This is a genomic window from Paraburkholderia strydomiana (assembly GCF_046030495.1).
GTDB lineage: Bacteria > Pseudomonadota > Gammaproteobacteria > Burkholderiales > Burkholderiaceae > Paraburkholderia > Paraburkholderia strydomiana_A.
This window is the reverse complement of record NZ_JAQQCJ010000004.1, coordinates 62,467-83,319: the sequence shown is the minus strand read 5'-3', so window position 1 is coordinate 83,319 and position 20,853 is coordinate 62,467. Positions and strand designations below refer to the sequence as shown.

17 protein-coding genes are annotated in these 20,853 nt (G+C 64.9%); 5 read left to right on the top strand and 12 right to left on the bottom strand.

Annotated features, from left to right (window positions below; all coding sequences use genetic code 11):
• Positions 1–19: 19 nt before the first annotated feature.
• From PQQ53_RS07290 to PQQ53_RS07260, 7 genes are all read right to left on the bottom strand, one after another.
• Positions 20–316 carry a DUF1330 domain-containing protein gene (locus PQQ53_RS07290; protein ID WP_168664795.1) on the bottom strand — a complete coding sequence of 99 codons (297 nt, stop codon included), beginning with the start codon at positions 314–316 and terminating at the stop codon, positions 20–22.
• A 58-nt stretch (positions 317–374) separates the two neighbouring features.
• Positions 375–1,484 carry an ABC transporter ATP-binding protein gene (locus tag PQQ53_RS07285; protein ID WP_408323562.1) on the bottom strand — a complete coding sequence of 370 codons (1,110 nt, stop codon included), beginning with the start codon at positions 1,482–1,484 and terminating at the stop codon, positions 375–377.
• A gap of 103 nt (positions 1,485–1,587) precedes the next feature.
• On the bottom strand, positions 1,588–2,301 hold the full coding sequence (locus PQQ53_RS07280) for an HAD family hydrolase (protein WP_408140523.1): 714 nt from the start codon (positions 2,299–2,301) through the stop codon (positions 1,588–1,590).
• On the bottom strand, positions 2,298–3,131 hold the full coding sequence (locus PQQ53_RS07275) for a carbohydrate ABC transporter permease (RefSeq protein WP_408140927.1): 834 nt from the start codon (positions 3,129–3,131) through the stop codon (positions 2,298–2,300). The genes PQQ53_RS07280 and PQQ53_RS07275 overlap by 4 nt, the downstream gene beginning before the upstream one ends.
• 38 nt (positions 3,132–3,169) lie before the next feature.
• Positions 3,170–4,105 carry a carbohydrate ABC transporter permease gene (locus PQQ53_RS07270; protein ID WP_408140521.1) on the bottom strand — a complete coding sequence of 312 codons (936 nt, stop codon included), beginning with the start codon at positions 4,103–4,105 and terminating at the stop codon, positions 3,170–3,172.
• 179 nt (positions 4,106–4,284) lie between these two features.
• The gene (locus PQQ53_RS07265) at positions 4,285–5,607 is read right to left on the bottom strand and encodes an ABC transporter substrate-binding protein (RefSeq protein ID WP_408140520.1); all 1,323 of its coding nucleotides are present in this window, start codon (positions 5,605–5,607) and stop codon (positions 4,285–4,287) included.
• Between the two features lie 100 nt (positions 5,608–5,707).
• Positions 5,708–6,490, bottom strand: coding sequence for an L-iditol 2-dehydrogenase (locus PQQ53_RS07260; RefSeq protein ID WP_408140518.1), 783 nt, complete (start codon positions 6,488–6,490; stop codon positions 5,708–5,710).
• A 309-nt stretch (positions 6,491–6,799) separates the two neighbouring features.
• On the opposite strand from PQQ53_RS07260, the gene PQQ53_RS07255 reads away from it, so the two are divergent.
• From PQQ53_RS07255 to PQQ53_RS07240, 4 genes are all read left to right on the top strand, one after another.
• Entirely contained in the window at positions 6,800–7,279 is a 480-nt protein-coding gene (locus PQQ53_RS07255) for a Fur family transcriptional regulator (RefSeq protein ID WP_408323561.1), read from the top strand.
• Positions 7,280–7,476: 197 nt separating this feature from the next.
• Complete coding sequence (locus PQQ53_RS07250; protein WP_408323560.1) at positions 7,477–8,469, top strand: metal ABC transporter solute-binding protein; 993 nt, start codon at positions 7,477–7,479, stop codon at positions 8,467–8,469.
• Positions 8,466–9,437, top strand: a complete 972-nt coding sequence (locus PQQ53_RS07245; RefSeq protein ID WP_408140512.1) for an ABC transporter ATP-binding protein — start codon at positions 8,466–8,468, stop codon at positions 9,435–9,437. Before PQQ53_RS07250 ends, PQQ53_RS07245 begins: the two co-directional genes overlap by 4 nt.
• Positions 9,430–10,212, top strand: a complete 783-nt coding sequence (locus PQQ53_RS07240) for a metal ABC transporter permease (RefSeq protein ID WP_408140510.1) — start codon at positions 9,430–9,432, stop codon at positions 10,210–10,212. The genes PQQ53_RS07245 and PQQ53_RS07240 overlap by 8 nt, the downstream gene beginning before the upstream one ends.
• A gap of 126 nt (positions 10,213–10,338) precedes the next feature.
• Here PQQ53_RS07240 and fghA read toward each other — a convergent pair whose 3' ends face one another.
• The 3 genes from fghA to PQQ53_RS07225 all read right to left on the bottom strand — a co-directional run bounded on the left by fghA (position 10,339) and on the right by PQQ53_RS07225 (position 14,009).
• Complete coding sequence (fghA, locus tag PQQ53_RS07235; RefSeq protein WP_408323559.1) at positions 10,339–11,190, bottom strand: S-formylglutathione hydrolase; 852 nt, start codon at positions 11,188–11,190, stop codon at positions 10,339–10,341.
• A gap of 15 nt (positions 11,191–11,205) precedes the next feature.
• Positions 11,206–12,312: an S-(hydroxymethyl)glutathione dehydrogenase/class III alcohol dehydrogenase gene (locus PQQ53_RS07230; RefSeq protein WP_042321278.1), complete on the bottom strand. Its 1,107-nt coding sequence runs from the start codon at positions 12,310–12,312 to the stop codon at positions 11,206–11,208.
• Between the two features lie 239 nt (positions 12,313–12,551).
• Complete coding sequence (locus PQQ53_RS07225) at positions 12,552–14,009, bottom strand: xylulokinase (RefSeq protein WP_408323558.1); 1,458 nt, start codon at positions 14,007–14,009, stop codon at positions 12,552–12,554.
• A 455-nt stretch (positions 14,010–14,464) separates the two neighbouring features.
• On the opposite strand from PQQ53_RS07225, the gene PQQ53_RS07220 reads away from it, so the two are divergent.
• Positions 14,465–15,874 (top strand): nucleobase:cation symporter-2 family protein, encoded by a 1,410-nt coding sequence (locus PQQ53_RS07220; protein WP_408140504.1) that lies wholly within the window; start codon positions 14,465–14,467, stop codon positions 15,872–15,874.
• A gap of 153 nt (positions 15,875–16,027) precedes the next feature.
• Here the strand turns inward: PQQ53_RS07220 and PQQ53_RS07215 are convergent, their stop codons facing one another.
• Both PQQ53_RS07215 and PQQ53_RS07210 read right to left on the bottom strand, forming a co-directional pair.
• Positions 16,028–17,617, bottom strand: coding sequence for an efflux transporter outer membrane subunit (locus tag PQQ53_RS07215; protein WP_408323557.1), 1,590 nt, complete (start codon positions 17,615–17,617; stop codon positions 16,028–16,030).
• Between the two features lies 1 nt (position 17,618).
• Positions 17,619–20,840 (bottom strand): efflux RND transporter permease subunit, encoded by a 3,222-nt coding sequence (locus tag PQQ53_RS07210; RefSeq protein WP_408140500.1) that lies wholly within the window; start codon positions 20,838–20,840, stop codon positions 17,619–17,621.
• Between the last annotated feature and the right edge of the window lie 13 nt (positions 20,841–20,853).

Genomic DNA, 20,853 nt, shown 5'->3' with positions numbered 1-20,853 from the left:
CGGCAGGCGCACCGAGGCGCTATATCTGCGGCAAACCTTCGGTGACGATGATCCGATAGTCGCCGCCCTGCAGCCGCGTTTCGCTGACCGCCTGATACGCGGGACTGCGATACCACGCGAGCGCTTCGTCGTAGCCGGTGAATTCGAGAATCAGGATGTCTTCGAGCGCGGGCCCCTCCAGCACTTCCCTGCGCCCGTGGCTCGCCAGCATCACGACCGGCCGCTGATCGAAGGTGGCCGGCGCGACCTGTTTGTATTCTTCGAGCTTCGCGGGGTCGAGCGTTTTCTCGCGCGTGATGACGACGTAGGCGGACATGAGCGTTCCCCGCAGCGTGGTGGAAAGGAAAGCGGCGCGCTCGCCGCTTCCCATCGCGTCACGCGGCCAGCACTTCAACGATCTTACGCTGGAATGCTTTCCCTTCGCTGTCGAAAAGATGGCAGTGCTCGGGCGTGGCGCCGAGCTTTTGCACTTCGCCTTTTGCGTGTCGTTCGAGTGGCGGGATCCGCGCGATCAGTCCGTCCGGCGCGACGCTCGATTCCGCATATAGATACGCCGCGTCGCCGAGCGATTCGACGGCCATCGTGCGGGCCGAGACGCCGTCGTCGGTCATGCCCACGTGCAGGTGTTCGGGGCGGATGCCGACCGTCACCTTGTCGCCCTGCTTGACCGAGCCCGGCTCCACCGCGACGCGTTGCGTCTCGCCGGTTTCGTAGTGCACCGTGACGCCGTCGTGCGTGACCGACTGCACGATGCCTTCCATGAAGTTCATCTTCGGCGAGCCGATGAAGCCGGCGACGAAGCGGTTGGCGGGCGCGTGATACAGCATGGTCGGGCTGCCGACCTGTTCGAGATTGCCCGCCGACAGCACGACGATCTTGTCGGCCAGCGTCATCGCTTCGACCTGATCGTGCGTCACGTAGATCATCGTGGTCTTCAGTTCGTCGTGCAGACGCGCGAATTCGAGGCGCATTTTCACGCGCAGCGCGGCGTCGAGATTCGACAGCGGCTCGTCGAACAGGAACACCTTCGGCTTGCGCGTGATCGCGCGGCCGATCGCCACGCGCTGGCGCTGGCCGCCGGACAGCTGCTTCGGCTTGCGATCGAGCAGATGATCGATGTGCAGGATCTTCGCGGCGTTGCGCACGGCCGCATCGATCTCGGGCTTCTTGGTGCCGGCGAGTTTCAGGCCGAACGCCATGTTGTCGTACAGCGTCATGTGCGGATACAACGCGTACGACTGGAACACCATCGCGATGCCCCGCTTGGCGGGCTGCACGTCGTTCACGCGCACGCCGTCGATGGTCAGGTCGCCGCCGCTGATGTCTTCGAGACCGGCGATCATCCGCATCAAGGTCGATTTACCGCAGCCGCTCGGGCCCACGAACACGACGAACTCGCCGTCGGCGATGTCGAGGTTGATGTCGCGCATCACTTCGTTGTCGTCGTAGGCCTTTCTGATGTTGCGCAGAGTTACGCTTGCCATGATGTGTCTCCGTGTAATGCTGTGTGTCGCTATGTGTTGCTGTGTGCGTTCGATGCCTGCCCGTTGACCGCTGACCTTTAGCCGTCGCGAGCCGGGCTTGCGCTCAGGGCGCCGCCGCCGTCGCGCTCAGCGTCCATTGCGCGACGATGTCCGGCAATTGCCGCATGTCGTCGAATACGTGACGCGCGCCGGCCGCATGCAGCTTGTCGATCTGCGCGTCGCTCGCATGACCTCCGCCGATGAAACCGAGCACCGTCATGCCCGCCGCGCTCGCCGCCGTCACGCCGGTCACGCTGTCCTCCACCACGAGGCACGCGGAAGGCGCGAGCCCGAGTCCGCGCGCCGCCGCCAGATAGACGTCGGGCGCGGGCTTCGGATTCGGCACCGCGTCGGCGCAAAACAGCCGCTCGCCGAAAAAGCGCACGAGACCCGTGCGCGTCAGCACGGTCTCCACGTAAGGCCGGAAGCTGTTGCTCGCGCAGCCCTTGACGAGCGGCACCTGGGCGAGCGCGGCCTCGATGCCTTCGACCGCCGGCGCTTCGATCGCCGCGGCTTCCACCGCGCGGCGAATCGCGTCGATCTCGGCAACACTAAGGCTTTTGCCGAGTTGCGCCGCCGTGCTCTGCAGCACCTTTTCGATTCGCAGTCCGAGCAGCGGCAGCACTACCGGTTCGACGTCGGTATCGGGCCAGCGCGCTTCGAGTTCGTGCACCAGCATGCGCGCCGCCACGGCTTCGCTGTCGATCAGCACGCCGTCGCAATCGCAGATCAACGCATAGTTGCTTGCCAACGCGCCCCCACTTGCTCCCGCCGTCATTTGACCGCCCCGAACGTGAGGCCGCGCACCAGTTGCTTCTGCGACAGCCAGCCGACGATCAGGATCGGCGCGACCGCCAGCAGCGAAGCCGCCGACAGTTTGGCCCAGAACAGGCCTTCAGGACTCGAATACGACGCGATGAACACCGTGAGCGGCGCGGCGTTCGAACTGGAAAGATTGATGCTCCAGAACGCTTCGTTCCACGAAAGGATCACGAGCAGCAGCGCGGTGGACGCGAGACCGGGCAGGGACATCGGCATCAGCAGATAGACGATTTCCTGCCAGGTCGCGGCCCCGTCGATACGCCCTGCTTCGAGAATGTCACGCGGAATCTCGGCGAAGTACGTGAACGACATCCACACCGCGATCGGCAGATTGATCAGCGTGTAGACGATCACCAGACCCGACACCGTATCGAGCAGGCCGCTGTTTTTCCACAGCAGGTAGATCGGCACCAGCACGCCGACCGACGGCATCATCTTGGTCGACAACATCCACAGCAGCACCTTCTGCGTGCGGCGCGTCGGAAAGAATGCCATCGCATACGCGGCGGGCACCGCGAGAATCAGACACAAGACGGTGACGCCCACCGAAATCAGCACCGAATTCCACGCGAACGAAAAGTAATTGCTGCGCGCGAACACCTCGCGAAAGCTCTCCAGCGTCGGCACGAAAAAGAGCGACGACGAGTACGCCTGCTGCTCGGTCTTGAATGCGGTGATCGTCATCCAGAAGATCGGGAAGAACAGCAGCAGCGCGACGAGCCACGCAATCACGCCGGGGATGCCGCGACGGATTGCATCGAACGGCGACTTGGTCGGCACGGTCATCGGCGTGGTCGTCGATGCCGGGGTAGAGGCAACGTGGCTCATTTTTCGTACTCCCCTTTCAGGTTCTTCGCGAGCATCCGCACGAGGAAGAACGACACGATGTTGGCCAGCACGACAGCAAGAATGCCGCCCGCCGACGCGAGACCGACGTCGAACTGTTGCAGGCCCAGCGAAAAGATCAGGTACGACAGATTGGTGGTCGCGGTGCCCGGACCGCCGCCCGTGGTCGTATAGATTTCGGCGAAGATCGACAGCAGGAAAATCGTTTCCATCATCACCACCACCGCGATCGCGCGTCTCAGGTGCGGCAGCGTGATGTAGAAGAACATCGAGAACGGACCCGCGCCGTCGATGCGCGCCGCCTCCTTCTGCTCCTGATCGAGCGACTGGATCGCCGTGAACAGAATCAGGAACGCGAACGGCAGCCACTGCCACGCGACGATCATGATCACCGCGGTGAGCGGATAGACGGCGAACCAGTCGATCGGCTGCAGGCCGATCGCGCGCATGCCCTGCGCGACGAGGCCGTACACCGGATGCAGGATCATGTTCTTCCAGATCAGCGCGCTCACGGTCGGCATCACGAAGAACGGTGCGATGGCGAGCAGCCGCGCGACACCCTGGCCGTAAAACTTGCGGTCGAACAGGATCGCCATCAGCACGCCGCCGACCACCGTGATCACCAGCACGGAGATGATCAACTCGAGCGTGTTGGCGATCGACGGCCAGAACGACGGGTCGCTCGCGAGGTAGCGATAGTTGTCGAGGCCGGCGAAGCCGCGCAGATCCGGATTCAGCAGGTTGTAGCGCGAGAACGAAAACCAGATCGTCATCGCGAGAGGAATCGCCATCCACAGCACCAGCACGGCGACCGATGGCGACACTAGCCAGCGGGCGGAATTGGCTTTACGGGTTTCGCGTTCTTTTTCGGTCTGGGGCTGGGCATGCATGAGAGGTAGGCGCAAAGGACGCATGATTGACCACCTGTTCGGTAATGCGCGGGGGCGTCCGCGTGAGCCGCATGAACCGTTGCGGCATCGTGCGACGCCCCAACCGCTCGCTCGCGGCCGGGACGGCCCCGCTGTGCTGCGTGAGCCGGCTGACGGGCGTCAGCCGGCGCGTGCCACATCACTGACGTGGCTGGGTTGCTACGTTACTTCTGATAGCCGGCCTGCTTCACCGCGCGATCCGCGGTGGCGTTGCCCGCCGCCAGCGCCTGATCGACCGTCATCTGACCGGCAATCGCACCGGAAATGCTCTGACCGACCACGGTGCCGAACGATTGAAACTCAGGAATCCCCACGAACTGCACGCCGGTGTAAGGCACCGGTTTGAGGGTCGGGTGATCCGGGTCCGCCGTTTCGATCGCCTTCAGCACGAACGCGCCGAACGGTGCGGCCTTCTGGTACTCGGGGCGCGCATAGGTCGACTGGCGCGTTCCCGGCGGCACCGAGGCCCAGCCTTCATCCTTCGCGACCAGTTCGATGTATTCCTTCGACGTCGCCCACGTGATGAACTTCTTCGCCGATTCGGCCTGCTTCGACGACTTCGGAATCGCCAGCGCCCACGCCCACAGCCAGTGCGAGCCCTTCGGCGTGACCGCGATCGGTGCCGCGGCGAAACCGACCTTGTCAGCGATCTGCGACTGGTTCTTGTTGTAGAGCATGCCGGCCGCCACCGTCGCGTCGATCCACATCGCGCACTTGCCCGACGACATCAGCGTGAGGTTTTCGTTGAAGCCGTTCGAGCTGGCTCCCGGCGGGCCGTTCTTCTTCAGCAGATCGACGTAGAACGTGATCGCCTTTTTCCATTCCGGCGACGTGAGCTGCGCGTTCCACTTCTCGTCGAACCAGCGGCCGCCGAAGGTGTTCACCACCGTCGTGCTGTACGCCATGTTCTCGCCCCAGCCTGCCTTGCCGCGCAGGCAGATGCCGTACTGGCCGTTGGCTTTGTCGGTGAGCTTGTCGGCGAATTGTGCGATCTGGTCATAGGTCGGCTGGTCGGGCATTTTCAGGCCGGCCTTGTCGAACAGATCCTTGCGGTAATAGGTCATCGAACTCTCGACGTAGAACGGCAGCGCGTACAGCTGGCCGCCACTCGACAGCCCGTCGCGGGCCGTCTTCACGACGTCGTTCAGATCGTAGCTGGCGGGCAGATTGGTGAGCGGCGTGAGCCAGCCGCGCTTGCCCCATTGCGGCGTTTCATAGGCGCCGATCGTCATCACGTCGAACTGGCCGCTGCCGGTGGTGATGTCGGTCGTGGCGCGCTGACGCAGCACGTTTTCTTCGAGAATCACCCAGTTCAGCTTGATGTCCGGATTCGCTTTTTCGAACGCGGGCGAGAGTTTCTTCAGCTCGATCATGTCCGGGTTGTTCAACGTCGCGATCGTCACCGTGGCCGCCGATGCGCTCAACGCAAAACATGCTGCCGCGCCGGCGCTGACCGCCTTCAGCGTGGATTTGAATGCTGGTTTCATGTGTTGTCTCCTTTCTCGTACGTTATGTGGTGCTGCGTTTGTTTTACGGAAATGGCGATGGCGCGCGCGGGTTTCGAGGGCCTGCGCCCGACGCATTCGCCTAGCTCATCCAGTTGCCACCGTCGACGTTCAGGGTTTGCGCGGTGATGTAGTCGGCGTCCGCGGAGGCGAGAAATAGCGCGGCGCCGGTGAGATCGTCCGGCACCCCCATGCGGCCGAGCGGCACCGCTTCGCCCACCAGCCGCTTCTTCTCGCCGAGCGGCCGGTTTTCATAGCGGGCGAAGAGCGCGTCGACTTCATTCCACATCGGCGTATCGACGACGCCCGGCGCGATGCCGTTCACGTTGATCCGGTGCGGCGCGAGTGCGAGCGCCGCGGACTGCGTGTAGCTCAACACCGCCGCCTTGGTCGCGCAGTAGTGCGACACCAGCGCCTCGCCGCGCCGCCCGGCTTGCGACGACATGTTGATGATCTTGCCGCCGCGGCCCTGCTCGACCATCCGGCGCGCGACGGTTTGCATCAGAAAGAACATGCCCTTCACGTTGACCGCGAAAAGGCGGTCGAACACGTCCCAGGATTCATCGAGGATCGGGCGCATATCGAAGAGCGCCGCGTTGTTGAACAGAATGTCGACCTGGCCGAAGCGCGCGAGCGTGCTCGCGAGAATCCGGTCGATGTCGTCGCGGCGCGTGACGTCGGCGCTCACGCTCAGCACGCGCTCGCCGTGGGCTGCGCGCAGCGCGTCGCCGAAACTGTCGGCCGGCTTCACGTCGACCAGCACGCAGCGCGCGCCCTCGTCCAGATAGCGCCGGGCCACCGCTTCACCGATGCCGCTGGCCGCGCCCGTCAGAATGGCCACCTTGTCTTGCAATCGTGCCGCCACCGCATGTCTCCGGTTCGTTCTGCTTTTTGTGGCGCAGTGAGCGAACGCTCATTGCGCGAACAATTGCTCTGTTAGTGATCGAATGATCGGATACGGACCGGGTCATGTCAAGGCGCTCGACCAGATTTCGATGGTGCAGCGCGACAGGAGACCCGCGCACCCTTCTGCCGCCTTCGGCCACACGACGACGGCGTGCGGGGGTCAGCCAAACAACATTCTGTGCAAGCCGCTGACAAAAATTCGAGATACGTTATATCATTTCGACCTCGCTTCGTTTCGAAGCCTTTTGCCGCCAGGAGGTCCATGCCGATGGCCACGTCGATTGCGGAACACCATGCCGTGCGGCTCGCGCATGCGGACGCGCACGCCGCGTTGCACGGACTCGCGCTGACGCCGCTGCGGCGTCAGGTGTATGCGGCGGTCGTCGCCAGCGAGCGGCCGGTCGGCGCGTACGAGCTGCTCGATGCGCTCGCGCCGCAGCGCGGACGGATGCCGCCCACCACCGTCTACCGCGCGCTCGATTTTCTGCTCGCGCACGGCTTCGTCCACCGGATCGAATCGAAGAATGCATACGTCGCCTGCTGTGAAATCGGCGTGCCGCACCGCAGCCAGTTTCTGATGTGCGACGGCTGCGGCGCGACCGTCGAGATTCCCGGCGACGATCTTGCCGATCAGTTGTCGCATAGCGCGCCGGCACATGGTTTCGAGGTTCATCGGCAGGTGATCGAGCTGAGCGGCCTGTGTGCCGGGTGCGCCCGCGCCGCGCGGCCTGCCGGAGCTTCGGCATGAGGCTTCCGTATGAGGCAGTGCATGACGCCGGGCACGAACGCCCACCCGAAACCACGCACGGCGGCTGCCATGCATGTAGCCGTGATGGCTGAAGCAGCACAGCGAACCGCACAGGACCTGGACGAACGTCGCCGCCAGCGGGCGCGCCCGTCTCAACATTTGTGACCCACCCAACTCTCACGCAGCAGGAAACAACGATGAAAAAAATCGGCTCGATGTTGATCGGGGCGCGCCGTGCGCTGAAGCTGTCGAAGTACCTGGCCGCGGGCGCGGCGGCGTTCGCGTTCGGCCACGGCGCGTTGGCCGCCGACGCGAAAATCCCGGTCGTCGCCGCGGAGAATTTTTATGGCGACGTGGTGCAGCAACTGGGCGGCGATCGCGTCGACGTGACGAGCATTCTCAGCAATCCGGATCAGGACCCGCATCTGTTCGAAGCGAGCCCGAAGACCGCGCGCGCGTTGCAGCATGCGAGCCTTGTGATCTACAACGGCGCCGACTACGATCCGTGGATGGCGAAACTGCTGGCCGCGTCAAAGGGCGCAAAGCGCACCACGATCGTCGCCGCCGACCTCACTGGCAGGAAGAGCGGCGATAATCCGCACCTCTGGTACGACCCGGCGACCATGCCGAAAGTGGCGCGCGCGGTGAGCGACGCGCTCGTCGCGGCTGACCCGGCGCACAAGTCGGCGTACGATGCGAACCTCGCGAAGTTTCTCGCTTCGCTCAGGCCGATCGACGCCAAGGTCGCCGAACTGCATGGCCGCTATGCGGGCGCGCCGGTCACGGCGACCGAGCCGGTGTTCGGCTACATGTCGGACGCGCTGGGGCTGACGATGCGCAATCAGCGCTTCCAGCTCGCGGCCATGAACGACACCGAAGCCAGCGCGGCCGATATCGCCGCGTTCGAACGCGATCTGCGCGAGAAGCGGGTACGCGTTCTGATCTATAACAGCCAGGCAACCGAGGCCCTGACCCAACGCATGTTGAAGCTCGCGCAGCAATCGCAGGTGCCGACCATGAGCGTCACCGAAACCCAGCCGGCCGGCGAGACCTATCAGACGTGGATGCTCACGCAGCTCGACGCGCTGGGCGCGGCGCTGGCCGTGGGCGGCACGAACGGTGCGAGCGGTGCGAACAATGCGAAGGCGGCGAAATCGGCAAGCTCTGGCGCCAAAGGAAAAACCCAATGACCTTGACTGGCCGCAACGCGCCAGCCAGCGCTTCAGGCAGCCCGGCGGCAAGCGCCGCCGCAAGCGCCCCCCGCACCGCGCCTGTGCTCGAACTCGATCATGTGACCCTCGAACTCGGCGGCCGCACGATCTTGCGCGACACCGGCTTCGTGGTGAATCAGGGCGAATTCATCGGCGTGCTCGGGCCGAACGGCGCGGGTAAAACCACGCTGATGCGCGCCGTGCTCGGCCTCGTGCCCGCGGCGCAAGGCGCGATCCGCGTGCTGGGGCAGCCGGTCGAGCGCGGCAACGCGTCGATCGGCTATATGCCGCAGACGCGCAGCGCGCTCGCCGGCCGCCGCGTGCGGGGCCGCGATTTCGTCGCGATGGCCGCCGACGGCCACCGCTGGGGCTTGCCGCATGCGGATGCGAAAACCCGCGCCGACGTCGAGCGCGTGCTCGATCTGGTCGGCGGCCGCAAGCTGGCCGAGCGGCCGTTGTCGGAACTGTCGGGCGGCGAGCGTCAGCGGCTGCTGCTCGCGCAGTGCCTGCTCGGCAATCCGAAACTGCTGCTGCTGGACGAACCGTTGATCAGCCTCGACCCGCATCATCAGAAGAGCGTGGTCGAACTGGTGCGCAGTGTGCAGCGCGAACTTGGCATCGCCGTGCTGTTTTCCGCGCATGAGCTGAATCCGCTGCTGAACTCGCTCGACCGCGTGCTGTATCTCGGTAGCGGCGTGGCGGCGCTCGGCACCGTCGACGAAGTGATCACGCGGCCGGTGCTGTCGCGCCTCTATGGCTCGCCGATCGACGTGATGCGCGTGAACGGCCGCATCTTCGTGATGTCGGGCGACGTCGAAGTCGAAAAGCACGATCACGAGCACGAACACGACGAGGACGGCGGCCACAGTCACTCGCACGCTCACGGGCACTCGCACGGCCATTCCCACCAGCACGACTCACGCGACGGACACACGCACGATGTTTGAATACGATTTCATGGTGAATGCCTTCGCGGCGTCCGGGATCGTCGCGGTGCTGGCCGGCGTGGTGGGCTATTTTCTGGTGATGCGCGGACAAACCTTCGCCGGCCACGCGCTCTCGCACGTCGGCTTCACCGGCGCGACCGGCGCGGTGCTGATCGGCATCTCGCCGATCTGGGGGATGATCGGCTTCACGCTCGCGGCGGGCGTCGGCATGGGCGCGCTCGGCGAGCGGCTCGCCGGACGCGATGTCGCGATCGGCGTGGTCCTGTCGCTGTCGCTCGGCTTCGGCTTGTTGTTCCTGCATTTCTTCACCGCGTACGCGACGCAGGTCACCGCGCTGCTGTTCGGCAACGTGCTCGGCGTGAATACCTCGACGCTCGGTGTGCTTGCCGCATTGGGCATAGTCAGCCTGGCGGCGCTCGCGGCGATCATGCGGCCGCTGCTGTTCGCGTCGTTGCAGCCGGAACTGGCGGAGGCCAAGGGCGTGTCGCTGCGCCGGGTGTCGGTGCTGTTTCTCGCGATTGCCGCGCTGGCCGTCGCGGCGTGCACGCAGATCGTCGGCGTGCTGCTGGTGTTCACGCTGATGGTCGGCCCGGCCGCCGCGGCGCAGAACGTGACGACGCGGCTGTCGACCGGTCTCGTGCTCGCCGCCGTGTTCGCGTTGCTGCAGGCGTGGCTGGGTCTGACGCTGGCGTTCTACACCGATTGGCCGACGAGCTTCTGGATCACCGTGTTGTCGGCGCTGGTGTATGGCGGGAGTTTGTTGAAGCGGCGTTGAGTCAGTGAGCGGCCAAGCCGCTGCGAGATTGGCGCGCGGCTCATCGGCCGCTTGCGCGCCATGGCTCGCCGATGGCGGCAGCGCACCTCCATGCCGCCGCCATCTCCCTCGCGAACTACAACGACATCACCCGAGCAGTACCTTGGCGTGATGCGCGAGATGATCCTCGATGAACGTCGAGATGAAGTAGTAGCCGTGGTCATAGCCCGCATGACGGCGCAGCGTCAGCGGCTGCCCTGCCGCCCGGCAAGCGGCCTCGAACACATCCGGATTCAACTGCTCGGCGAGGAACTGATCCGCGAGCCCCTGATCGACCAGAATCCCAGCCGCGAACTTGCGGGACGCATGCGCGACCAGTTCGCTCGCGTCGTACTGCTTCCACGCCTCGCGGTCATCGCCCAGATAACCGCTGAACGCCTTCTCGCCCCACGGACAGCGCGTCGGCGCGGCAATCGGCGCGAACGCCGACACCGACCGATAGAGCTCCGGATTGCGCAGCGCCAGCATCAACGCGCCGTGACCGCCCATCGAATGCCCGAACACGCCGAGGCGCGCGCCATCCACCGGCAGATTCGCGAGCACCGTGTCGCGCAGCTCGTCGCGCACGTACGAGTACATCCGGTAGTGCTTCGCCCACGGCTCCTGGGTCGCGTCGACGTAAAAGCCCGCGCCCACGCCGAAGTCCCACGCCGCGCTTTCGCCCGGCACGCCCGCGCCGCGCGGACTGGTGTCCGGCGAGATCAGCGCGATGCCGTGCTGCGCGGCGAAGCGCTGTGCGCCGGCCTTGATCGGAAAGGTTTCTTCCGTGCAAGTCAGACCCGCGAGATAGAACAGCGCGGGCACCTTTGCGTTGGCCTGCAGAGCCTGCGGCGGCAGAAAGACCGAGAAGCGCATCGGCAAACCGATGGCCTGAGAGTCATGCCGATAGAAGCGCTGTTCGCCCCCATGGCACGCATGCGACGACAATAGTTCAAGCATCGCGACGCTCCTCGTTTAGTACAGCACCACCGAGCGGATCGACTCGCCCTTCTTCATCAGATCGAAGCCCTCGTTGATGCGTTCGAGCGGCAGACGGTGCGTGATGAGGTCGTCGATATTGATCTTGCCTTCCATGTACCAGTCGACGATCTTCGGCACGTCGGTGCGCCCGCGCGCGCCGCCGAAGGCGGAGCCCTTCCATTCGCGGCCCGTCACCAGCTGGAACGGACGCGTGCTGATCTCCTCGCCCGCCGCCGCCACGCCGATGATGAACGACTGGCCCCAGCCCTTGTGCGTACACTCCAGCGCCTGGCGCATCACCTTGGTATTGCCGATGCATTCGAACGAATAGTCCGCACCGCCATCGGTGAGTTGCACGATGTGGTCGACCACGTTTTCGACTTCGTTCGGGTTGATGAAGTGAGTCATGCCGAACTTCTTCGCCAGTTCGACGCGGCCCGGGTTGAGATCGACGCCGATGATCTTGTCCGCGCCGACCATCTTCGCGCCTTGAATCACGTTCAAGCCGATGCCGCCGAGACCGAACACGACCACGTTCGCACCCGCCTCCACCTTCGCCGAATACACCACGGCGCCGACGCCGGTCGTCACGCCGCAGCCGATGTAGCAGATCTTGTCGAACGGCGCGTCTTCACGCACCTTCGCGACCGCGATTTCCGGCACGACGATGTAGTTCGAGAACGTGGACGTGCCCATGTAGTGAAACAGCGGCTTGCCGTCGAGCGAGAATCGCGACGTGGCGTCCGGCATCAAGCCCTTGCCTTGCGTCGAGCGGATCGCCTGACACAGGTTGGTCTTGCGCGACAGGCAGAACTTGCACTGACGGCATTCCGGCGTGTACAGCGGAATCACGTGGTCGCCCTTCTTCAGCGTGCCGACGCCCGGCCCCGTATCGACGATCACGCCCGCGCCTTCGTGGCCGAGAATCGCCGGGAAGATGCCTTCCGGATCGGCGCCCGACAGCGTGTAGTAGTCGGTATGGCAGATGCCCGTCGCCTTCACTTCGATCAGGACTTCACCGGCGCGCGGCCCTTCCAGATCGACTTCCTCGATCGTCAACGGGGCGCCGGCTTTCCATGCGATTGCTGCTTTGGTCTTCATCGTCAATGCTCCTGTGAGTCTGTGAATGCGACGCGCGCCGTGGTTCGTTACATCGCGGCGCGCGGGTGATCCGCGGGTGTTGCGTTGCGCCTGCTACACGTGATTCGTGCGCGACGCCGGTGGCCGGTGCCGAAGCGGTGACGGCCATCGGCGCAGGCCGGCTTGCAGCTTAGCGCGCGAAAAGCGTAATGGTATTGCAAAGCGCGTCATCACATTGTCCTGACCGGACATTGCCGCGGTTAGCGCGGCGTCGGGCCGCCGAACCATGTCTCGACGCGGCCATACAGATCGAGAAAGCGCGCATAGCGCGCTTCGAGCGCGGCATCGCCTTGCGGACCCGCGACGCGCGTCGTGCCCGGCGCGAGCGCGGCCAGATCGTCCGCGCGCCAATGGCCGCTCGCCAGGCCGCCGAGCATGGCTGCGCCACGCGGCGCGGCATTCGGACAATCGACCGCATGCAGTTCGACGTTCAGCGCATCGGCGAGCAACTGGCGCCAACGCGCGTCGACGGAACCGCCGCCGGCGAGCTTCAAGGCCGTCACCGTGGCGCCGCTCGCACGAACCGCGTCGAGCCCGGCGCGCAGCGAGAACGCGACACCTTCGAACGCGGCGCGCATCATCGCGCCACGTGTGTGATCGAGCGCGAGACCGAGCCAGCCGCCGCGCGCGTGCGGGTTCAACCATGGCGTGCGCTCGCCTGTGAGGTAAGGCAGGAAGGTCGGGGTGGCGTGGTCGTTGGCAATCCTGCCCGCTTCATCACCGAATGCATCACCGAATGCATCACGATAAGCATCGGCCCATTCATACGACAGCCATCCGCGTGCCCTTTCCAAGGCGATGCCGACGTTTTGCATCGCCGCCATCCGATACCAGTGATCGCTCGCCGCCCGATAGCGATGCAAGCCCTTCACCGCCGCGGGCTCATGCGCGGCGAGCACGACGATCTGTCCGCCGGTGCCGGTGGTGAGCAACGCGTCGCCGTCGTGCGCGAGTCCGCTGCCGAGCGCCGCGCAGGGCGTATCCGCGGCGCCGGTGGCGAGCACGATGCCGGCGCGCAGGCCAAGCGCGCGCGCCGCGCTCTCCGACAACACGCCCCCCGCCGCATACGACGGCGCCAGCGGTGCGAACCATTCGCGCGGTATCCGTAAGCGTTCGAGCAGCGCCGCGTCCCACACGCCGGCGGGATCGGCGAGCGCGGTCGCACATGCGTCGGACGGGTCGGTCGCCACCGCGCCGCCGAGTGCGACGCGCAGCCAGTCCTTCGGTTGCAGCGCCCAACGCGTGCGGCGCGCGGCCTCCGGTTCATGCAGCACGATCCAGCGCAGCAACGGACCGGCCATGCCCGGCGCGACCGGATTCGGCTGCGGCTCGGGCCACGCATCGAGCAGGTCCACCGCGCGCGTGTCGGGCCAGAGCATTGCGGGTCGCACGGCTTCGCCCGCCGCGTCGATCAGCACGACGCCGTGCATCTGTCCGGAAAAGCCGATCGCCTGCACGTCGCGGCGCAAGCCTTCGGGCAAGCGCGCCATCGCATCGCAGAGCGCGCGCCACCATGTCTGCACCGGCGTTTCAGCCCAACCCGCGTGCGGCGTGTCGAGCGCATAAGCGACGCTCGCCACCGCCTGCTCGCGACCGTGTTCATCGACGATTGCCGCTTTGAGGGAGCCGGTGCCGAGGTCGATGCCGAGAAAACTCATAGGCGATGGGTCGTCAGTGGGGTGGGGATTGGACGTATTGAGTGCATGGAGAAGCGACATCGGGCATGCGCGAAACGCGCCAACGTTCACGCTGAAACACGCCCTGATGCGCACACGAGCACTCGCACCAGAACGCACGCTGAAAATCGCCAATCGCGGGTTAACCCCGCCACGCCGCGAGCCGCATGAAAACAGGACTATGCGCCAGCCGCGATACACCTCATTGATTCTCACATATATCCCGGCGCGCCGGGCACGCGCGGCGAGCGGCCTCGCAGCGCCACTGCCAAGGGCTCACCGCCGATCGGCCATGCACACACCTTTAATTCAGCTTTCAAACGACGCGCGCGCATATCGTCACCGGGAATGCCGGAATAGGCCCCAGTGGTCTTGTTGCACCTTTTCGTCCCCGATACCTTGGAGCCATCCCAAAACAGATGGTGGAGACAGACGATATGCAACCGAACACGGTTCACCCGTGCGACGAGCGACTGCCCGCAGGCCAGTTGCTCACCCTCGGCATTCAGCACGTTCTGGTGATGTACGCGGGCGCCGTCGCGGTGCCCTTGATCGTCGGCGCGGCGCTCAAGCTGCCGAAGGACCAGATCGCCTTCCTCATCAGCGCCGATCTGTTTTCGTGCGGCATCGCCACGCTGATCCAGACGCTCGGGCTATGGATCTTCGGCATCCGTCTGCCGGTCATCATGGGCTGCACGTTCGCGGCCGTCGGTCCGATGGTCGCGATCGGCACCAACCCGTCGCTCGGCATTCTCGACATCTTCGGCTCGACGATCGCGGCCGGCGTGGTCGGCATCCTGCTCGCGCCCGCGGTCGGCAAGCTGCTGCGCTTTTTCCCGCCAGTGGTGATCGGCGTGGTGATCTCGGTGATCGGCCTGTCGCTGATGGAAGTCGGCATCAACTGGGCAGCCGGCGGCGTGGGCAATCCCGACTACGGCAGCCCGGTCTACCTCGGGCTGTCGCTGCTCGTGCTGATGCTGATCCTGCTGATCAACAAATTCGCGCGCGGCTTCCTTGCGAACATCTCGGTGCTGCTCGGCATCGTCGCGGGCTTCGTGATCGCGCTGGCGCTCGGCCGCGTCAACATGGAAGGCGTCACGCTCGCACCGTGGGTCGGCTTCGTGATGCCGTTCCACTTCGGCCTGCCGCACTTCGATCCGCTATCGATCGCGACGATGGTCACCGTGATGTTCGTCACCTTCATCGAATCGACCGGCATGTTCCTCGCGGTCGGCGACATGGTCGATCGTCCGGTCGATCAGAAGACGCTGGTGCGCGGCCTGCGCGTCGACGGCCTGGGCACGCTGATCGGCGGCATCTTCAACTCGTTTCCGCATACGTCGTTTTCGCAGAACGTCGGGCTGATCGGCGTAACCGGCGTGAAGAGCCGCTTCGTCTGCGCGATGGGCGGCGTGATCCTCGTGCTGCTCGGCCTGTTCCCGAAGATGGCGCAGGTGGTCGCGTCGGTGCCGGCTTTCGTGCTCGGCGGCGCGGGTATCGTGATGTTCGGCATGGTTGCGGCGAACGGCATCAAGGTGCTGTCGAAAGTCGACTTCGTGAGGAACCCGCACAACCTGTTCATCGTCGCGGTGAGTATCGGTCTGGGTCTGGTGCCGGTGGTGTCGCCGCACTTCTTTTCGAAGCTGCCGCCGGCGCTGTCGCCGCTCTTGCATAGCGGGATTCTGCTGGCGTCGGTGTCGGCAGTGGTGCTGAACCTGATCTTCAACGGCGTGAAGAGCGAGAAGAAGGCGCAGTGCGAGATTCGCCGCGCGGGGCATGACTTCGACGGACGCGGCGGTGCGGAACCGCAAGGCGACGAGATGCTGCGCACGGTGGATTTGCACTGAGCGTCGCTGCCGCTGACTAGCGCGGTGTGAGCTGCGGCAGCGATAAAAAAACGCCACGGCATGCCGTGGCGTTTTTGTTTGTCCGGCTACGCGAAGCGGCTTCCCTGAATCAGAGACCGCTCCACGCAAGCGCTGGTGAAAAGCTCAACTCAGTCAGCCCGCGCTCGGTGCCGAAACCGCTACCGGTGCACTGGCTGCGCCGTAGTCGACCGGCGCATCCGCCGGACGCGGCTGCTCGCCGGTATGCTCGATCCAGCCGCCGCCGAGCGCCTGATACAGCGTGACCAGGTTCTGCAGGCGTTCCATGCGCGTGGTCACGAGCGACTGCTGCGACTGGTACAGCGCGGTCTGCGCGGTCAGCACCGCCAGATAGCCGTCGACCCCGTTCGAATACCGCAGGTTCGACAAATCCAGCCGGCGTTGTTCGGCCGACGTATCGCGTTCCAGCGCTTCGATCTGCTGGTCGTAGGTGCCGCGCGCCGCCAGTCCGTCCGCCACTTCGCGGAAGGCCGTCTGGATCGCTTTTTCGTACGTGGCGATCTGGACGTTCTTCTGGATGTTGGCGACATCGAGGCTGGCCTTGAGCTCGCCGCCCTGGAAGATCGGCACCGTAATCGACGGCGCAAAACTCCACGCCGCCGAACCCGCCTTGAACAGACCGCCCAGCGTCGGGCTCAGCGTGCCGACGCTGCCGGTCAGCGTGACCTGCGGGAAGAACGCCGCGCGCGCCGCGCCGATATTCGCGTTGGCCGCCAGCAGATTCTCCTCGGCCTCCATGATGTCCGGCCGACGCGTCAGCAGATCGGACGGCAGACCCGCCGGAATGTCCGTCAGGAGATTCTGGTCGTCCAACGTCATTCCTGGCGGCAGGTCGGCGGGGATCGCCTCGCCGAGCAGCAGCACCAACGCGTTTTCGGCCTGCGCCCGCAGACGCATCTGCGCCTGCAGATTCGCCTTCGCCACCTCGACCACCGTCTGCGCCTGACGCAGATCGAGTTCCGAACCCGTACCGGTATCGAACTGAACCTTGTTGATCCGGTACGACTCGTCCGCGGTCTTCAGCGTGTTCTGCGTGACCTTCAGCAGGTCATCCAGTTCGAGCACCGTCAGATACTGGTTCGCCACCTGCGAGACCAGCGCGATTTCGGCCGCCTTGCGCGCCTGAGTCGTGCCCAGGTAGGTCGCCAACGCCTGATCCTTCAGGCTCTGGATCCGCCCGAAGAAGTCGATTTCCCACGACGCATTCAGACCCACCGAATACGACGAGGTAATCAGCTGGTCGGTGAACGAGAGGTCGCGCGGCGTGCGCGAGCGGGTGCCGGAAGCCGCAGCGTCGAGCGTCGGGAACAGACCGGCGCGCACGATCCGGTACTGCGCCTGCGACGCCTGCATGTTCAGCACCGACACGCGCAGATCGCGGTTGTTCTTCAGCGCGATTTCGATCAGCCGCTGCATGCGCGGATCGACGAAGAAATCGCGCCAGCCGATGTCGGCGGCCGGCTGGCCGTTGGCGCTGCGCGCGCCGGCGGAGCCAGACTGGGCCGCATCCGGCTGGGTCGCATCCGGCTGGGTCGCGCCCGGTTGGGTCGCGCCCGGTTGGGTCGCGCCCGGTTGCGTGTCGTACACGCCACCGGTCGGGAAGGTTGCCGTCACGGGCGCATCGGGGCGCTGATACCGCGGCGCCATCGTGCAACCCGCGGCGAACAACGCGACCGCCACTGCAATCAGAGAATGTTTTTGCATCTCAATGTCCGTCCTTGCCCGAGCCTTCATCAGTCGACCCGCCAGCCGCACCGCCACCTTGCGGATCATGCGGATGGTGCTGTTCGTAATGTGCGAGCGCCTCATCCGGGTCTTCCTTCTCACCGCCGAACTTCGCGCGAATCACGACGAAGAACATCGGGATCATGAAAATCGCGAGGAAGGTCGCCGTCAACATCCCGCCGATCACGCCGGTGCCGATCGCGTGCTGGCTGGCCGAACCGGCGCCGTTGCTGATCGCGAGCGGCATCACGCCGAGAATGAACGCGAGCGAGGTCATCAGAATCGGACGCAACCGCAGACGCGCCGCTTCCAGCGCGGCCTCGATCGGCCCCATGCCTTGACCCTGCTGCAGTTCGCGGGCGAATTCCACGATCAGAATCGCGTTCTTCGCCGACAACCCGACCGTGGTCAACAGACCCACCTGGAAGAACACGTCGTTCTCGAGCCCGCGCAGCGTCGCGGCCAGCAGTGCGCCGATCACGCCGAGCGGCACCACCATGATCACCGAGAACGGGATCGACCAGCTTTCATACAGCGCCGCGAGACACAGGAACACGACGAGAATCGAGATGCCGTACAGAATCGGCGCCTGCGAACCGGACTGGCGTTCCTGCAACGACAAGCCCGTCCATTCGTAGCCGACGCCCGCGGGCAACTTCGCCACGAGTGCTTCCATCGCCGTCATCGCCTGACCGGTCGACTTGCCCGGTGCAGCCGCGCCCTGGATTTCCACCGACGAGATACCGTTGTAGCGCTCCAGCTTTGGTGAACCAAACGCCCACTCGGTGCTGGCGAACGCGGAGAACGGCACCATCGCGCCAGCGCTGTTGCGCACGAACCAGGCACTGACGTCTTCCGGTTTCATCCGGAAAGGCGCCTCGCCTTGCAGATACACCTTCTTGATCCGGCCATCCGTATCGAGGAAGTTGTTCACGTAGGCCGATGCCCACGCAATCGAGAACGTCTGGTCGATGTCGGACACGGACACGCCGAGCGCCTGCGCCTTCTCGCGATCGATGTTCACCTTGAACTGCGGCGTATCGTTCAGGCCGTTCGGACGCACCTGCGCCAGCGTCGGATCTTTCGCCGCGAGACCCAGCAGCATGTTGCGCGCTTCCATCAGTTTCGCGTGGCCGATACCCGCGCGATCCTGCAACTGGAAGTCGAAGCCCGCTGCCGTGCCGAGTTCAGGAATCGACGGCGGATTGACCGGGAACACCACCGCGGTCTTGTAGCTGGCGAAGTGCATGTAGAGACGCCCCACCAGCGCTTGAACCTTCTGGTCCGCGTGCTGACGCTGCGCGTAGTCCCTCATCCGCACGAACACGAGACCCGCGTTCTGGCCACGGCCGGCGAAGCTGAAGCCGTTCACCGTGAAGGTCGATTCGACAATCGACTTCTCGTCCGTGAGCAGATAGTCCGACACGTCCTTCAGCGCGCGCGCAGTGGTTTCCTGCGTGGAACCCGACGGCGTTTGCACGAGCACGAACATCGTGCCCTGGTCTTCATCAGGCAGGAACGACTTCGGCAGTCTGACGAACAGCAGCCCGACCGCGAAGATCACCACCATGTAGATGATCAGCCAACGACCCGAGCGCTTGATCACGTGGTGCACGCCCGAGTGATACTTGTCGCGGCTCCTGTTGAACGTACGGTTGAACCAGCCGAAGAAGCCGGTGGTCTTTTCGTGATGCCCTTGCGGAATCGGCTTGAGGATCGTCGCGCACAGCGCCGGCGTCAGAATCAACGCGACCAGCACGGACAGCACCATCGCCGCCACGATCGTCAGCGAGAACTGCCGGTAAATCGCGCCGACCGAACCGCCCGAGAACGCCACCGGCACGAACACCGCCGACAGCACGAGCGCCACGCCGACCAGCGCGCCGGTAATCTGGTCCATCGCCTTGCGGGTCGCCTCTCGAGGCGATAAACCCTCCTCCTGCATCACCCGCTCGACGTTCTCCACCACCACGATCGCATCGTCCACCAGCAGGCCGATTGCCAGCACGAGCCCGAACATCGACAGCGTGTTGATCGAGAAGCCCACGAGACCCATGACCGCGAACGTGCCCAGCAGCACTACCGGCACGGCGATCGTCGGGATCAGCGTGGCGCGCAGGTTCTGCAGGAACAGGTACATGACCAGGAACACCAGCACGATACCTTCGAGCAGCGTCTTGACCACTTCCTCGATCGACAGACGCACGAACGGCGTGGTGTCGTACGGATACTGGACGACCAGACCGTGCGGGAAGTACTTCGACAGTTCGGCGACCTTCGCGCGCACCGCCTTCGCGGTGGCCAGCGCATTCGCGCCGGTGGCGAGCTGAATACCGAAGCCGGCCGTCGGCTGGCCGTTGTACTTGGTGTCGAAGTTGTAGTTTTCGCCGCCCAGCTCGATACGCGCCACGTCGCGCAGACGCACCTGCGAGCCGTCCGTGTTCACCTTCAGCAGGATGTTGCCGAACTGTTCAGGCGTATTGAGCAGCGTCGCCTGCGTGATGGTGGCCTGCAGCACTTGGCCCGGCACCGACGGCGTGCCGCCGAGCGAACCCCCTGCCACCTGAACGTTCTGCGCCTGCAACGCGGTTTCCACGTCGACCGGCGTGAGGCCGAAGTTGTTCAGCTTGTTCGCGTCGAGCCAGACCCGCATCGCGTACTGCGAGCCGAACAGCGTCACCGTGCCCACGCCGTCGATACGGCTGACCGGATCCTGAATGTTCGACGCGACGTAGTTCGCCAGGTCGTACTTGCTCATGCTGCCGTCTTCGGACACGAACGCCATCACCAGCAGGAAGCTGCTGCTCGACTTCGTGACCTTGGTGCCCAACTGCTGCACGGCTTGCGGCAAGAGCGGTGTGGCAAGCTGCAGCTTGTTCTGCACCTGCACCTGCGCGATGTCGGGATTGGTGCCGGCCGCGAACGTCAGCGTGATGGTTGCCGTGCCCGAGTCGTCCGAGGTGGACGCCAGATACAGCAAGTGGTCGAGACCACTCATCTGCTGCTCGATCACCTGCGTGACGGTGTTTTCCACCGTCTTCGCCGATGCGCCCGGGTACGTTGCGCTGATCTGCACGGCCGGCGGCGCAATGGTCGGGTATTGCGCGATCGGCAACGTAAAGACCGACGCGATACCCGCGAGCATCAGAATGATGGCGATCACCCATGCAAAAATCGGGCGATCAATAAAGAACTTTGCCATGAGGCGGGCTCCC

Excerpts from the sequence above, each read along its gene's own strand:
- PQQ53_RS07230 (WP_042321278.1), bottom strand. The coding sequence starts at position 12,312 with ATGAAGACCAAAGCAGCAATCGCATGGAAAGCCGGCGCCCCGTTGACG.
- PQQ53_RS07210 (WP_408140500.1), bottom strand. The coding sequence starts at position 20,840 with ATGGCAAAGTTCTTTATTGATCGCCCGATTTTTGCATGGGTGATCGCC.
- PQQ53_RS07265 (WP_408140520.1), bottom strand. The coding sequence starts at position 5,607 with ATGAAACCAGCATTCAAATCCACGCTGAAGGCGGTCAGCGCCGGCGCG.
- PQQ53_RS07220 (WP_408140504.1), top strand. The coding sequence starts at position 14,465 with ATGCAACCGAACACGGTTCACCCGTGCGACGAGCGACTGCCCGCAGGC.
- PQQ53_RS07225 (WP_408323558.1), bottom strand. The coding sequence starts at position 14,009 with ATGAGTTTTCTCGGCATCGACCTCGGCACCGGCTCCCTCAAAGCGGCA.
- PQQ53_RS07250 (WP_408323560.1), top strand. The coding sequence starts at position 7,477 with ATGAAAAAAATCGGCTCGATGTTGATCGGGGCGCGCCGTGCGCTGAAG.
- PQQ53_RS07240 (WP_408140510.1), top strand. The coding sequence starts at position 9,430 with ATGTTTGAATACGATTTCATGGTGAATGCCTTCGCGGCGTCCGGGATC.
- PQQ53_RS07270 (WP_408140521.1), bottom strand. The coding sequence starts at position 4,105 with ATGCGTCCTTTGCGCCTACCTCTCATGCATGCCCAGCCCCAGACCGAA.
- PQQ53_RS07290 (WP_168664795.1), bottom strand. The coding sequence starts at position 316 with ATGTCCGCCTACGTCGTCATCACGCGCGAGAAAACGCTCGACCCCGCG.
- PQQ53_RS07255 (WP_408323561.1), top strand. The coding sequence starts at position 6,800 with ATGGCCACGTCGATTGCGGAACACCATGCCGTGCGGCTCGCGCATGCG.
- PQQ53_RS07215 (WP_408323557.1), bottom strand. The coding sequence starts at position 17,617 with ATGCAAAAACATTCTCTGATTGCAGTGGCGGTCGCGTTGTTCGCCGCG.
- PQQ53_RS07285 (WP_408323562.1), bottom strand. The coding sequence starts at position 1,484 with ATGGCAAGCGTAACTCTGCGCAACATCAGAAAGGCCTACGACGACAAC.
- PQQ53_RS07275 (WP_408140927.1), bottom strand. The coding sequence starts at position 3,131 with ATGACCGTGCCGACCAAGTCGCCGTTCGATGCAATCCGTCGCGGCATC.
- PQQ53_RS07245 (WP_408140512.1), top strand. The coding sequence starts at position 8,466 with ATGACCTTGACTGGCCGCAACGCGCCAGCCAGCGCTTCAGGCAGCCCG.
- PQQ53_RS07280 (WP_408140523.1), bottom strand. The coding sequence starts at position 2,301 with ATGACGGCGGGAGCAAGTGGGGGCGCGTTGGCAAGCAACTATGCGTTG.
- fghA (WP_408323559.1), bottom strand. The coding sequence starts at position 11,190 with ATGCTTGAACTATTGTCGTCGCATGCGTGCCATGGGGGCGAACAGCGC.